The 13,224-nt window shown below is 70.9% G+C and carries 9 protein-coding genes; 3 read left to right on the plus strand and 6 right to left on the minus strand.

All coding sequences use genetic code 11. The features are described 5' to 3' along the window. Nucleotides 1-53: 53 nt before the first annotated feature. The 6 genes from gap to uvrC all read right to left on the minus strand — a co-directional run bounded on the left by gap (nt 54) and on the right by uvrC (nt 9,471). Nucleotides 54-1,061 (minus strand): type I glyceraldehyde-3-phosphate dehydrogenase, encoded by a 1,008-nt coding sequence (gene gap / locus IF54_RS0115210; protein ID WP_030318674.1) that lies wholly within the window; start codon nt 1,059-1,061, stop codon nt 54-56. Between the two features lie 213 nt (nt 1,062-1,274). Continuing rightward, nucleotides 1,275-4,226: a M14 family metallopeptidase gene (locus IF54_RS0115215; protein ID WP_030318676.1), complete on the minus strand. Its 2,952-nt coding sequence runs from the start codon at nt 4,224-4,226 to the stop codon at nt 1,275-1,277. Nucleotides 4,227-4,371: 145 nt separating this feature from the next. Next, nucleotides 4,372-5,361, minus strand: coding sequence for a DNA-binding protein WhiA (whiA, locus tag IF54_RS0115220; RefSeq protein WP_020120074.1), 990 nt, complete (start codon nt 5,359-5,361; stop codon nt 4,372-4,374). Beyond that, entirely contained in the window at nt 5,352-6,419 is a 1,068-nt protein-coding gene (locus IF54_RS0115225) for a gluconeogenesis factor YvcK family protein (RefSeq protein WP_030318679.1), read from the minus strand. The genes whiA and IF54_RS0115225 overlap by 10 nt, the downstream gene beginning before the upstream one ends. Further along, nucleotides 6,416-7,375: an RNase adapter RapZ gene (gene rapZ / locus IF54_RS0115230; RefSeq protein ID WP_028809639.1), complete on the minus strand. Its 960-nt coding sequence runs from the start codon at nt 7,373-7,375 to the stop codon at nt 6,416-6,418. The genes IF54_RS0115225 and rapZ overlap by 4 nt, the downstream gene beginning before the upstream one ends. After that, nucleotides 7,372-9,471 (minus strand): excinuclease ABC subunit UvrC, encoded by a 2,100-nt coding sequence (gene uvrC, locus IF54_RS0115235; RefSeq protein ID WP_030318682.1) that lies wholly within the window; start codon nt 9,469-9,471, stop codon nt 7,372-7,374. Before uvrC ends, rapZ begins: the two co-directional genes overlap by 4 nt. Before the next feature lie 474 nt (nt 9,472-9,945). Here uvrC and IF54_RS0115240 point away from each other — a divergent pair, with 474 nt between their 5' ends. The 3 genes from IF54_RS0115240 to IF54_RS0115250 all read left to right on the plus strand — a co-directional run bounded on the left by IF54_RS0115240 (nt 9,946) and on the right by IF54_RS0115250 (nt 13,217). Then, nucleotides 9,946-10,902, plus strand: a complete 957-nt coding sequence (locus tag IF54_RS0115240) for a hypothetical protein (protein ID WP_030318684.1) — start codon at nt 9,946-9,948, stop codon at nt 10,900-10,902. Nucleotides 10,903-11,133: 231 nt separating this feature from the next. Further along, the gene (locus IF54_RS0115245) at nt 11,134-12,309 is read left to right on the plus strand and encodes a LacI family DNA-binding transcriptional regulator (RefSeq protein WP_030318687.1); all 1,176 of its coding nucleotides are present in this window, start codon (nt 11,134-11,136) and stop codon (nt 12,307-12,309) included. Further along, complete coding sequence (locus IF54_RS0115250; RefSeq protein WP_030318688.1) at nt 12,306-13,217, plus strand: carbohydrate kinase family protein; 912 nt, start codon at nt 12,306-12,308, stop codon at nt 13,215-13,217. Before IF54_RS0115245 ends, IF54_RS0115250 begins: the two co-directional genes overlap by 4 nt. The last annotated feature ends 7 nt before the right edge of the window (nt 13,218-13,224 follow it).

The following is a 13,224-nucleotide window of genomic DNA, read 5'->3' on the forward strand; positions in this document are numbered from 1 at the left end:
CCTGCGCCGCCCGGGCCCTGTTGACTCACGGAGGTTCCTGCCTGCTCTGTGGATCAGAGCTGGTTGCCGACGAAGACCGTGAGGTCGACGAGGCGGTTGGAGTAACCCCACTCGTTGTCGTACCAGCCGAGGATCTTCACGGACTTGCCCTCCTGGACCATGGTCAGGGAGGAGTCGAAGGTGCAGGACGACGGGTCACTGACGATGTCGGAGGACACGATCGGGTCCTCCGTGTACGACAGGTAGCCCTGGAGCTCGCCCTCGGAGGCCTTCTTGAACGCGGCGTTGACCTCGTCCTTGGTGACCTCGCGCTCCAGCTCCACGACCAGGTCGGTGGCGGAACCGGTGGGGACCGGGACGCGCATCGCGATGCCGTCGAGCTTGCCCTTGAGCTGCGGGAGGACCAGCGCGGTGGCCTTGGCGGCACCCGTGGTGGTCGGGATGATGTTCTCCGCGGCGGCGCGGGCACGGCGCAGGTCCGAGTGCGGGAAGTCCAGGATGCGCTGGTCGTTCGTGTACGCGTGGACCGTGGTCATCAGACCCTTGACGATGCCGAAGTTCTCGTCGAGGACCTTGGCCATCGGCGCCACACAGTTGGTGGTGCAGGAGGCGTTGGAGATGACGTGGTGGTTGGCCGCGTCGTACTTGTTCTCGTTGACGCCCATCACGATGGTGATGTCCTCGTCCTTGGCCGGAGCCGAGATGAGGACCTTCTTGGCGCCGCCCGCGATGTGCTTCTCGGCGTCGGCCTTCTTCGTGAAGATGCCGGTGGACTCGACGACGATGTCGACGCCCAGCTCGCCCCACGGAATGTCGGCCGGGTTGCGCTCGGACAGCACCTTGATGGTGTGACCGTCGACAGTGATCGTGTCGGCGGTGTGCGACACCTCGGCCTTGAGGCGGCCCAGGATGGTGTCGTACTTCAGCAGGTGCGCGGTGGTCGCGGTGTCACCCAGGTCGTTGACAGCCACGATCTCGATGTCAGCACCCTGCTCCAGCAGCGCGCGGAAGTAGTTACGACCGATGCGGCCAAAGCCGTTGATGCCTACGCGGATCGTCACGAACCGATCTCCTCGTTGGTACGCCGGTTTCGAGACCGGCGAGCTGTATGGGATGTCCCCGACCACTCCCGACCCTACCTCCCTGAGGCTTTCGGGGTGACATCGAGATGCCGCATAAAAGGGCAGGCGGTCCGTACCCGTCAGTAGGGGTACGGACCGCCCCGGATCGAAAACTGCGGTCACCCGGAAGGGCTACGCCGGGTCACCACGGGTTCACCCTCCGACGGCCGCGAGTGCCTTGCGGATCAGGGCCGTGCGGTCGGCCGCCGCGGTGACGTGCTCCAGGCCGAAGCCCAGCAGCACGGTGTCGTCCGTGGTGACCGCGCCGTACGTCCGGAACAGCTCTCCGGCCCGGCCCCAGTCCTTGACGACCGCGGGGCTGCCCGCGGGCGGTCCGGGCACGCTCCAGGCGCCGAGCGAGGTCTCGAAGCCCTCGGTCTCGACGGCCTGCCCGCCGACGACCACGGAGGTGTTGTCGAGCAGCACACCGCGACCGCCGGAGCCGGGGTCGGTGATGTAGCTGAAGGACACCTCGACCTTCTTGCCCGCGTAGGCGGAGAGGTCGAAGGAGACCTCCTGCCAGCCGGCCGAGGCCCCGGTGAAGCTGTTCCACTGGCCGCTGGTCCCGGTGGGCGTGCAGCCGGCGGCGGTCTGCGTCAGGTACCGCTTGAGCGCGGGGTGGGCCGCGATGAAGAACCCGGCCTCGCACTCGGCGGGCACCGCGTTGCTGGTCGCGCCGTTCTTCTCGGGGAGGGTGGTCCAGTCGTCGGCCCCGGCGGTGTGCGCCTCCAGGACGGCGTGGTCGTAGCCCTCCTCGGTGTCCCACAGCATCCGGGTGCGCAGCGTGGGCGCCTGCGCGGCGGTCACCTGGGTGAGGTCGACGGTGCGGGTCAGACGGTTCCAGGCGTAGTCGCTGTGCGTGACGGCCGCCATGGAGGAGCCCTCGTACGGCCCGTACGGGTTGGGCGTGCCGGGGTAGCTGCCCGCTCCCGCGCTCGCGAACTGCGGGAAGGTCGCCGCCGGCAGGTTGTCCGAGGTGACGCTGAAGGAGCCGGCCGCGTCCAGCGGGTTGCCGGGCGCGGCGCCGAGCGTCCCGGAGGGGCCGGCGAGCTTGCCGGTGCCCTGGAAGGCGGTGGCGTTCGGCAGGGTCGTACGGGTGTAGGCGCCCAGGTAGTACTGGCTGAAGTCGTTGGACAGCGTGCCGCCGCCCAGGTCGACGCTGCCGCCGGCCCGCTCGCCCGCCTCGATCAGCTTGCCGCCCTCGTTGAGGAAGGCGCGCAGCTGGAGCTGGGTGGCGTTGCCCGGGACGGTCGCGCCCGTGTAGTGCACGACCGACTTGAAGTGGTCCAGTACGCCGAGCGCGTCGGGCGCGCCCTGGGTGCCGACGTTCCAGACGATCGCCTGACGGCCGGCCGCCTTGAGCGCGTCGACGTACGTCTGCGCCTGTGTGGCGGTCGCGCCCTCCTCGGCGACCACCAGCACGTCCGCGCGGGGCCGCTGCGCGACCGTGTACGTGAAGTGCGTGCTGGAGGTGGACTTCCCGCTCTTGTCCCGGCCGGTGAACCAGACCTCGACCTTGTCGCCCGGCCTGGCGTCCTCGACCTTGGCCCGGTACTCGTCGTAGTAGAGGTTGTCCTCGCCTCCGTAGGTCTCACCGCCCTTCCAGGCCCTGAGGTCCCGGTCGTGCGTACGGCCGCCGTTGACACGGTACTTGAGCTCCTTGTCCCGCACGGACCTGCGGACGACGACGGAGACCTCCTGGTCGGCGCCGCGCGCGTAGGACGTGGTGAACGGCTTCGGGGTGAAGTCGGCGGCCTTGAGGCCGAGCGAGGACTTCGGCTGGTCCGGCTTGGCGGCGGACTCGGCGACGGAGAGCGCGAACGGGATGTTCTTGTGGAACTCCTGCTGGATCAGCTTCTCGTCGTCCGGGAAGTTGAACACCGACTGGCAGTCGGCCGCGTTCCACTGGTCGTTCGGGTCGAGGTCCGAGGCGGTCTGGCAGGTCGACATCTCGGGGGTGAACATCGCCAGGCCGTTGACGTTCGACGCGTGGCCGTCCGCCTCGCCGTTGGTGGTGTACAGCTCCGAGGAGACCTGCGGCCGGTAGCCGGGGATCGCCGAGTTGTCCGGGGTGCCGGCGAGCGCCTTGTACATGATGTCGTCGGGCGTGTCGGTGGCCACCTGCCAGCCGACCCCGTAGAGGAGGAGTTCGGCGGCGGAGTGGTAGTTGATGCCGTAGGTGAAGCCGATGCGCTTCTCGAAGGCGTCCAGCGCCTTGGTCTCGGGCTCGGAGCCCGGGGCCGTGCCGCGGTAGGTCTCACTGGTGGGGTTGGGCGAGGAACCCTCGTTGTCGTAGCCCCACTTGTAGGAGAAGTTGCGGTTGAGGTCGACGCCGTCGCCGACGCCGATGACGCCGTCGCCGTTGTTGTCGTGCAGGTTCTTGCGCCACAGACGGTTGTCGGCGCTCTTGAAGGTGTAGTCGTAGCCGTCGGGGTTGGCCGACAGGACGAACCACAGCTCGGTGGAGTCGACGATCTTCTTCAGTCGCTTGTCGGTCCTGTAGCCGTCCACGTAGTAGTGCAGCAGCCGCCGGGTCATCTCCGGCGTGATCCACTCGCGCGCGTGCTGGTTGGACATGTAGAGGACGGAGGGCTTGGCGCCGTCCTTGGACTTCTTCGCGTCCCTGGTCAGCTTGAGCGCGAGGATGTCCTGGCCGTTCACGGTCTTGCCGATGGAGACGAGCTTGGTGAGCGAGGGGTTGGCCCGGGCCGTGGCGAGGAGTTCCTCCTTGAGCCCGCCGCTGCCGCTGTACGGCCGGAACACGCCCTCGGCGGCCTTCTCGACCCGCGCCTCGGCCTTGGCGGTCAGGGTGTGCTCGGTGAGCTCGACACCCTTCTCCTCGAGCTTCTCCGCCTCCTGGTCGGTGAGGTAGACCTCGACGGTCGCGGTGCCCTTCGCGGGCACCTGCTCGCTCAGTTCGTGGCCGTCCTGGCCGGCCGCCAGCAGCAGGGGTACCTGCGCGCTGGTCACCTCGGCCCGGAAGACCTTGACTTCGTTCGGATCAGGAGAAGCGGCGTTCTCCGCGGCCTGGGCGACGGGCACGAGGCCCGCGCCGCCGAGGAGAAGTGCGCCAACAGCGAGGATCGGTCTCGCTCTACGTCTCATGAGCCCCCCTTGCGGTGGTCCGCCACAGCGGCGAACAGATGCCAGGCTCATGACACTTCATGATCGAGTCAAGGGCGCCTCACGGATGCGCAAACGCCGGTGCCTTCACTCAAGTGGGTGAAGGCACCGGCGTGCTGAAGGTCCGTCAGCCGACGAGGTTGTCGGCCATCTCCTCGGTGATGCTGGACTCCGTGCCCGGGATGCCCAGGTCGGAGGCGCGCTTGTCGGCCATCGCCAGCAGCCGTCGGATACGGCCCGCCACGGCGTCCTTGGTCAGCGGAGGGTCGGCGAGCGCCCCGAGCTCCTCCAGGGAGGCCTGCTTGTGGTCCATCCGCAGCCGCCCCGCGGCCGCGAGGTGCTCGGGCACGTCGTCGGCGAGGATCTCCAGGGCCCGCTGGACCCGCGCCCCCGCGGCGACGGCCGCGCGCGCCGAGCGGCGCAGGTTGGCGTCGTCGAAGTTGGCGAGCCGGTTGGCCGTGGCCCGCACCTCGCGCCGCATCCGGCGCTCCTCCCAGGCGAGCACCGACTCGTGGGCGCCGAGGCGGGTGAGCAGCGCACCGATCGCGTCGCCGTCGCGGACGACGACCCGGTCGACCCCCCGGACCTCGCGGGCCTTGGCGGCGATCGAGAGCCGGCGGGCGGCACCGACCAGCGCGAGCGCGGCCTCCGGGCCCGGGCAGGTCACCTCCAGGGAGGACGAGCGGCCGGGCTCGGTGAGCGAGCCGTGCGCCAGGAAGGCCCCGCGCCAGGCGGCCTCGGCGTCACAGGTGGCGCCGGAGACGACCTGCGGGGGCAGCCCCCGGATCGGCCGGCCCCGGCCGTCGACCAGGCCGGTCTGCCGGGCCAGCTGGTCACCGCCGGCGACGACCCGCACGACGTACCGGGAGCCGCGGCGCAGTCCGCCCGGGGCCATCACGATCAGCTCCGAGCTGTGGCCGAAGATCTCCAGGATGTCCCGCTTGAGCCGGCGGGCCGCCATCGCGGTGTCCAGCTCGGCCTCGATCACAATGCGCCCGCTCACCAGGTGGAGGCCGCCGGCGAACCGCAGGATGGCGGAGACCTCCGCCTTTCTGCAGCAGGTACGGGTGACGGGGAGCCGGGAGATCTCGTCCTTCACCGCTGCCGTCATCGCCATGGGCCGATCCTTCCATGCATCCGAAAAATACGGTCGTACGCGGCGGCCAACAGCTCCGGGTCATGCCTCGGGGTTCCGTCGGGCCGGGCCACCGGGGCCAGCTCGACCGCGGCGCCGAACCGCTCGGCGGCATCGGTCAGGGAGTCGCGGTCGGGCACGGCGGCCTGGTCGGCCAGCACCACGTCCAGGGCGAGTTTAGGGGCGTGTCGTCCCAAAACCTCCAAATGACGCTGCGGGGAGAAGCCATCGGTTTCTCCCGGCTGCGGTGCGAGGTTCAGGGAGAGTACCCGGCGCGCCTTCGTCTGGGTGAGCGCGTCCAGCAGTTCGGGCACGAGCAGGTGCGGGATCACCGAGGAGAACCACGAGCCGGGGCCGAGGACCACCCAGTCCGCGTCCCGGACCGCCTCCACCGCCTCGGGCACCGCCGGCGGGTCGTGCGGCACGACGTGCACCGACTGCACCTCGCCCGGGGTCAGGGCCACCGTCGCCTGCCCCCGTACGGTCCCCACGTCCTCGGGCCGCTCCGGATCGTGCCCCTTGACCAGGGCCTGGAGCTCCAGGGGCACCGCGGACATGGGCAGCACCCGGCCATGGGCGCCCAGCAGCCTGCCGACCAGGTCGAGAGCCTGGACATGGTCGCCGAGCTGCTCCCACAGGGCGACGATCAGCAGATTGCCGACCGCGTGTTCGTGCAGATCGCCCTTGGACTGGAAGCGGTGCTGGATGACCCGGGCCCAGGTCTGGCCCCAGTCGTCGTCGCCGCACAGCGCGGCCAGCGCCTTGCGCAGGTCGCCGGGCGGCAGCACCCCCAGCTCGTCGCGCAGGCGTCCGCTGGAGCCGCCGTCGTCGGCCACGGTGACGACGGCGGTGAGATCGCCGGTGATCCGGCGCAGAGCGGCGAGCGAGGCGGACAGGCCCATGCCTCCGCCGAGCGCCACCACCTTGGGCTGGGTACCGCGCCGCCGGGGCCGCGCGCCGCGGGTCTCGACGGGCCGGGACGCCCGGCCTTCGGGAACCGCCCGTCGCAGCCTGCTCAGCCGCGGAGTGCGTGCGGTCATTCCCGTCCCATGTCCCGGTGCACGACCACCGTCTCCACGCCTTCGGCCGCGAGACGCGCGGCGAGCTTCTCCGAGGTGGCGACCGAGCGGTGCTTGCCGCCGGTGCAGCCGATGGCGATCGTCACGTACCGCTTGCCCTCACGGCGGTAGCCGGCCGCGATCAGGCGCAGCAGCTCGGCGTAGCGGTCGAGGAACTCCTTGGCGCCGGGCTGGTTGAAGACGTACGCCGACACCTCCTCGTTGAGGCCGGTGAAGGGCCGCAGCTCCGGGACCCAGTGCGGGTTGGGCAGGAACCGCATGTCCGCGACCAGGTCGGCGTCGACCGGGAGGCCGTACTTGAAGCCGAACGACATGACGGTGGCCCGCAGCTCGGGCTCCTCCTCGCCGGCGAACTGGGCGTCCATCTTGGCGCGCAGCTCGTGGACGTTGAGGCTGGAGGTGTCGATGACCAGGTCGGCGTCGCCGCGCAGCTCGCGCAGCAGCTCACGCTCGGCGTCGATGCCGTCGACGATGCGGCCGTCGCCCTGGAGGGGGTGCGGGCGGCGCACGGACTCGAAGCGGCGCACCAGGGCCTCGTCGGAGGACTCCAGGAAGACGATCCGGCGGGTGACGTGCTTGGACTCCAGGTCGGCGAGGGACTCGCGGAGGTTGTCGAAGAAGCGCCGGCCGCGCACGTCGACGACCACCGCGATCCGGGCCACATTGCCCTGGGAGCGGGCGCCGAGCTCCACCATGGTGGGGATCAGCGCGGGCGGGAGGTTGTCGACGACGAACCAGCCGAGGTCCTCCAGACACTTGGCGGCGGTGGAGCGGCCGGCGCCGGACATGCCGGAGATGATCACCAGCTCGGGGATGGCGGCCTCCGGGACTCCGGAAGTGTCGTGGGGTGCGCCCGTGCTCACCTGGGTGTCGTCTCCGCTCTGGTGCTGTGGTTCTTCGTGCTCGTTCACATTCATGTCTCCTGCCCCCGTCGTTCGTCCGGGGCGCCCGCCGACACGGGATCCCCACCGGAACCCGTGGTACCGGGTTCCTCTTCGTCCATGATCTCTCCAGTCGCCGTGTTGACGGCGGGCGCGGCCGGGGCCGCCTGGGCGAGGGCCACGGCGATCGTCTCGGCCGTCTTGCGGCCTATGCCGGGGACCTCGCAGATCTGGTCGATGGTGGCGGATCGTAGTTTCTTCAAGGACCCGAAATGTTTCAGGAGGGCCTGCTTGCGTGTGTCCCCGAGGCCGGGGACGTCGTCGAGCGGGCTCGACCGGAAGCGCTGGGCCCGCTTGGTGCGCTGGTAGGTGATGGCGAAGCGGTGGGCCTCGTCACGCACCCGCTGGAGAAGGTACAGGCCTTCGCTGGTGCGGGGCAGCACGATCGGGTCCTCGTCGTCGGGCAGCCACACCTCCTCCAGGCGCTTGGCGAGGCCGCAGACGGCGATGTCGTCGATGCCGAGCTCGTCCAGTGCCCGCTTCGCCGCGGCGACCTGGGGACGGCCGCCGTCGACCACGACGAGCTGGGGCGGGTAGGCGAACTTCTTGGGGCGGCCGTCGTCGTCCTTGAGGCCGCTGTCAGGGGCGTCCGGGGCGCCGGTCGGGACGTCCTTGCCCGAGGCGTCCTTGAAAGCCGCCTGCGAGGCGTCGTCGACCCACTCGCCGGTCTTCTCCTTCTCGGCGAGGTAGCGGCGGAACCGGCGGGAGATCACTTCGTGCATGGACCGCACGTCGTCCTGCCCGGCGAATCCCTTGATTTGGAAGCGGCGGTACTCGCTCTTGCGCTGGAGGCCGTCCTCGAAGACGACCATGGAGGCGACCACGTCGTCGCCCTGGAGGTGGGAGATGTCGTAGCACTCGATCCGGAGGGGGGCGCTGTCCAGGTCGAGGGCCTCGGCGATCTCCTCCAGGGCTCGCGAGCGCGTGGTGAGGTCGGAGGCGCGCTTGGTCTTGTGGAGGACGAGCGCCTGCTGGGCGTTGCGCTGCACGGTCTCCATCAGGGCCTTCTTGTCGCCGCGCTGCGGGATGCGCAGCGAGACGCCCGACCCGCGGCGCTCGGCGAGCCACTCCTGGACCGGCTCCACCGGCTCTGGCAGGGCGGGGACCAGGACCTCCTTGGGGACCGCGTCGCCCTTCTCCTCGCCGTAGAGCTGCTGGAGGGCGTGTTCGACGAGGGCGCCGGTGGTGATCTCCTCGACCTTGTCGGTGACCCAGCCGCGCTGGCCGCGTACGCGTCCGCCGCGGACGTGGAAGATCTGGACGGCAGCTTCCAGCTCGTCCTCGGCGACCGCGATCAGGTCGGCGTCGGTGGCGTCGGCGAGCACGACCGCGCTCTTCTCCATGGCCTTCTTCAGGGCCCCGATGTCGTCGCGCAGCCGGGCCGCCCGCTCGTACTCCATCTCCTCGGCCGCGTCCGCCATCTGCTGCTCCAGGCGGCGGATGTAGGTGCCGGTGCGGCCGGCCATGAAGTCGCAGAAGTCCTCGGCCAGGTCGCGGTGCTCGTCGGCCGAGACGCGGTCGACGCAGGGCGCCGAGCACTTGCCGATGTAGCCGAGGAGGCAGGGGCGTCCGGTGCGGGCGGCGTTCTTGAAGACGCCGGCCGAGCAGGTACGGACGGGGAAGACACGCAGCAGGAGGTCGACGGTGTCGCGGATCGCCCACGCGTGTCCGTACGGCCCGAAGTAGCGCACGCCCTTGCGTTTCTGGCCGCGCATCACCTGCACGCGGGGGAACTCCTCGTTCATCGTCACCGCGAGGTACGGGTAGCTCTTGTCGTCGCGGTACTTGACGTTGAACCGGGGGTCGAACTCCTTGATCCAGGAGTACTCCAGCTGGAGGGCCTCGACCTCCGTGGACACCACCGTCCACTCCACGGACGCGGCGGTGGTCACCATCGTGCGGGTGCGGGGGTGCAGGCTCGCCAGGTCCTGGAAGTAGTTCGCCAGGCGCTGGCGCAGGCTCTTCGCCTTTCCGACGTAGATCACCCGGCGGTGCTCGTCGCGGAACCTGTACACCCCGGGGGTGTCCGGGATCTCCCCTGGTTTGGGGCGGTAGCTGGAGGGGTCGGCCATGTCTCACACCCTACTGGCGAGGGCTGACACTCCGACGAGCCTGTGGACAACCCTGTGCTCCCGCTCAGCGGCCGACGCACGTGGGCGAGCGGACATGGTCTCCTCGTCGTGGTACTCGTCACGAGGGCGAGCTCACATCCTTCGGGGCTGACCGGCCGGTCTCCCGCAGTCCGGCCGACGGCCCTCTCGGACGGCGACGGCGAGACCTCGAGCGCCTGGGCGGAGGGCCCGCCGACGGTCCGGACCGGGCCGCCGGCCACCCGGAACGGTGCCCCAACCGGCCGAGAGCGCACGGTCGTTGGACGGCAGGTGTTGTCGGGACCAGTCCAACACGCTTCAATGCGGGGGAACTCGGGACCGGGAACAGCGGCGTACGGATGTGAAGCCTCCCCCGGCACAGCCCCAACGATCCCGGCACACCCCTCCTTGGAACGGCCTGACCAGCCGCCCGGACCTGTACAGAAAGGCCCCTGCATGCCGCACGCCACACAGCACGCGGATGTCGCGACCGTCGTCGACGCGGAACTGGACACGGCCCTGCGAGGCGGCCCCTTCCATGTCGCGCTGCGCGCCGCGATCGCCGCACGGGGGCTGCCGCTCCAGCGCGTCCAGCACCATCTGTCGCGCCACGGGGTCAAGGTCGGTGTGACCAGCCTGAGTTACTGGCAGCAGGGCGCCCGGCGCCCGCAGCGGCCCGAGTCGCTACGAGCCGTCCGCGCGCTGGAGGAGATTCTTCAGCTGCCGGAGGAGTCGCTGATCCGGCTGCTCGCCGAGTACGACGACCGGCCGGCCGCCGAGCGTTCCGCGACCCGTTCCTACCGCTCCCTCCTTGCTGCCTCGGACGTGCTCGGACAGCTGCTGGACGAGCTGGACTCGCCGCACGACGGCGGGCTGCACACCCTCGGCCACCACGAGCGGATAGACATAGGGCCCCGTCGCGAGCTGCGCGGCCTCGAGTCGCACCACATCGTGCGGGCCCACCGCGAGGGCGTCGACCGCTTCATGGCCGTCCACCACGGCGATCCGGGATGCGCGCCGGAGCACATGGCCGTGCACGCCCTGGAGAACTGCCGTACGGGGCGGGTGCGCCGGCACCACGAGACCGGGGTGCTGGTGGCCGAGCTGCTCCTGGACGCCCGGCTGCGGGCGGGTGACACCTTCCTGTTCCGCTACCGCGTCGAGGACGGCACGGGCGGGGTCTCGCGCGAGTACGTCCGCGGCTTCGGCTCGCCCGGCGGCCAGTACGCGCTCCAGGTCCGGTTCGACGAGAACGCGCTGCCGGTGCGCTGCCACCGCTTCACCCAGCACTCCCCCGCGGCGCCCCGCGGCAGCCGCCAGGAACTGGCGCTCACCGGCCACCACCACTCGGTCCACCTCGTCGAGCCGCGGGTGCGGTCGGGGGTCGTGGGGATCGGGTGGGACTGGGAGTGAGGGCCCGGGCCTCGGGCCGGTGATACGGCCCTGGGCCGGCGATACGGCCCTGGGCCGGTGATACGACCTCGGGCCGGTGATACGAACCCCGGCAACCCGGACTCAGCCGGTGACCCGACGTAAACGTTTGCGTAAGCGTTTACGTGCGCCGCTGGATGAGATACGTTCCCGGCCGTGGGGACACCGTCCGGGGCCCCCGATCCGGGAAGCCGCCTGTCCGGGAGGGGCTCGATGCCGACCATGGCCGACGTGGCACGCACTGCGGGCGTGTCGGTGGCGACCGTCTCGCACGTCCTCAACGGCACCCGGCCGGTTCTGCCCCACACCCGGCAGGCCGTGCTCGACGCGGTGGACGAACTCGGGTACACCCCCAACACCCTGGCCCGCTCCCTGGTGACCTCCCGCACCCGTTCCATCGGGCTCGCGGTCTCGGCGATCAGCAACCCGTACTTCACGGAGATCCTCCAGGGCGTGGAGGCGGGCGCCCTCGAACACGGCTACAGCCTGCTCATCGCCGATCCGCACGACGACCCCGAGCACGAGCGCAAGGTCGTCCAGCTGCTGCACGAACGGCGCGTGGACGGCATGATCGTCGCGCCTTCGGCGGACCCTCGTGAACTCGTCTCCTACCTCACGCGGCACGAGGTCCCGACGGTGTTCCTGGACCGGGTGGTGGACGGAGCGGGCGGGGTTGAGGGGCGGCCGGGGGATGCGGGTGTCGGCGCCGGCGGTGAGGAGCCCGGTGCCGTCCTTGGCGGGCCGGGGGACGCGGGCCCTCCGTCGGGCGGCCCTCGGCGCTTCGATCAGGTGTGTGCCGAGAGCACCCGGCCGACGGCCGACCTGGTCACCCACCTCGCCGGGCTCGGCCACCGGCGCATCGGTCTGGTGGCCGGCCTGCCGGGGCTCAGCACCACCGCCGAACGGATCGCCGGGTACCGGCAGGGCCTCACCGCCTCCGGCCTGCCCTACGACCCCCACCTGATCGTCCACGGCGACTCCGAGTCGGCCGGCGCGGAACTGGCCACCGCCGCCCTGCTCGCCCTCCCGACACCCCCCACCGCCCTGGTCACCGCCAACAACACGATGACCATCGGCACCCTGCGCACCCTGCGCGAACGCGGCCTCTCGGTACCGGACGACCTGGCGCTGTGCTGCTTCGACGACTTCGCCTGGGCGGACCTGTTCGCCCCCCGGCTCACCGCGATCGCCCAGCCCAGCAGGGAGATCGGCACCGAAGCGGTCCGCCTGCTCCTGGACCGGCTCGCCGCCCCGGATCGCCCCAGCCGTACCCTGCGTCTGCCCTGTGCCTTCGTGCACCGCACGTCGTGCGGCTGTGCGGAGACCGGGGAGTACGGCCGCCCTGCGCCACGCTCCCAGTCCTCGCAGTCGAAAGGAACCGTCTCGTGATCGTCGTCGCCGGTGAGGCCCTGATCGATCTGGTACCGCAGGGCAGGGGCGCCCTCGCGAGTCTCAAGCCCGCGCTCGGCGGCGGCCCCTACAACACCGCCGTGGCCCTCGGCCGGCTCGGCTCCCCCACGGCGTTCTGCTCCCGCGTCTCGCTCGACGCGTTCGGCGAGGCCCTGCTCGACGGACTGCGGGAGGCGGGGGTGGACGTGTCCGACGTCCAGCGCGGGACCGAACCCACCACGCTCGCCGTCGCCTCGATCGACGACGGCGGCTCGGCCGCCTACTCCTTCTACGTCGACGGCACCGCCGACCGTCTGTTCACGGCACCCACCGCACTGCCCTCCGGCACCCGCGCGGTCTCCTTCGGCACCTGCTCGCTCGTCCTGGAACCGGGAGCGAGCGCCTACGAGGAGCTGCTGCGGGCCGCCGCCGCACAGGGCGTGTTCACCGCGCTCGACCCGAACATCCGGGCCGGGCTGATCCCCGACGCGGACGCGTACCGGGCCCGGTTCAAGAGCTGGCTGCCGTCGGTGTCCCTGCTCAAGCTCTCCGAGGAGGACGCGCTGTGGCTCGGCGGCACCCCCCAGGAATGGCTGGCAGCGGGCCCCTCGGCGGTGGTGATCACCCACGGCGGTGACGGGCTGAGCGTGTTCACCCGGGACGGGTCGGCGCTTCCCGTGCCGGGCGAGAAGGTCGACGTCGTGGACACGATCGGTGCCGGCGACACCGTGAACGCGGCGCTGCTGCACGGCCTGGCGGCCCTCGACGCACTCTCTCCTGCGGCGCTCGCCGCACTGCGCGTCGACGACTGGACCCGGCTGTTGCGTTTCGCGGCCCGCGCGGCGGCGATCACCTGCTCACGAGCGGGCGCGGAGCCGCCGTACGCCTCCGAGGTGGGCGCGCTGTAGACGGAAG

The organism is Streptomyces sp. NRRL B-3229, assembly GCF_000719505.1.
In the GTDB taxonomy this organism is placed as follows: Bacteria; Actinomycetota; Actinomycetes; order Streptomycetales; family Streptomycetaceae; genus Streptomyces; species Streptomyces griseorubiginosus.

Excerpts from the sequence above, each read along its gene's own strand:
- whiA (WP_020120074.1), bottom strand. The coding sequence starts at position 5,361 with ATGGCGATGACGGCAGCGGTGAAGGACGAGATCTCCCGGCTCCCCGTC.
- rapZ (WP_028809639.1), bottom strand. The coding sequence starts at position 7,375 with ATGAATGTGAACGAGCACGAAGAACCACAGCACCAGAGCGGAGACGAC.
- IF54_RS0115240 (WP_030318684.1), top strand. The coding sequence starts at position 9,946 with ATGCCGCACGCCACACAGCACGCGGATGTCGCGACCGTCGTCGACGCG.
- IF54_RS0115225 (WP_030318679.1), bottom strand. The coding sequence starts at position 6,419 with ATGACCGCACGCACTCCGCGGCTGAGCAGGCTGCGACGGGCGGTTCCC.
- uvrC (WP_030318682.1), bottom strand. The coding sequence starts at position 9,471 with ATGGCCGACCCCTCCAGCTACCGCCCCAAACCAGGGGAGATCCCGGAC.
- IF54_RS0115215 (WP_030318676.1), bottom strand. The coding sequence starts at position 4,226 with ATGAGACGTAGAGCGAGACCGATCCTCGCTGTTGGCGCACTTCTCCTC.
- IF54_RS0115245 (WP_030318687.1), top strand. The coding sequence starts at position 11,134 with ATGCCGACCATGGCCGACGTGGCACGCACTGCGGGCGTGTCGGTGGCG.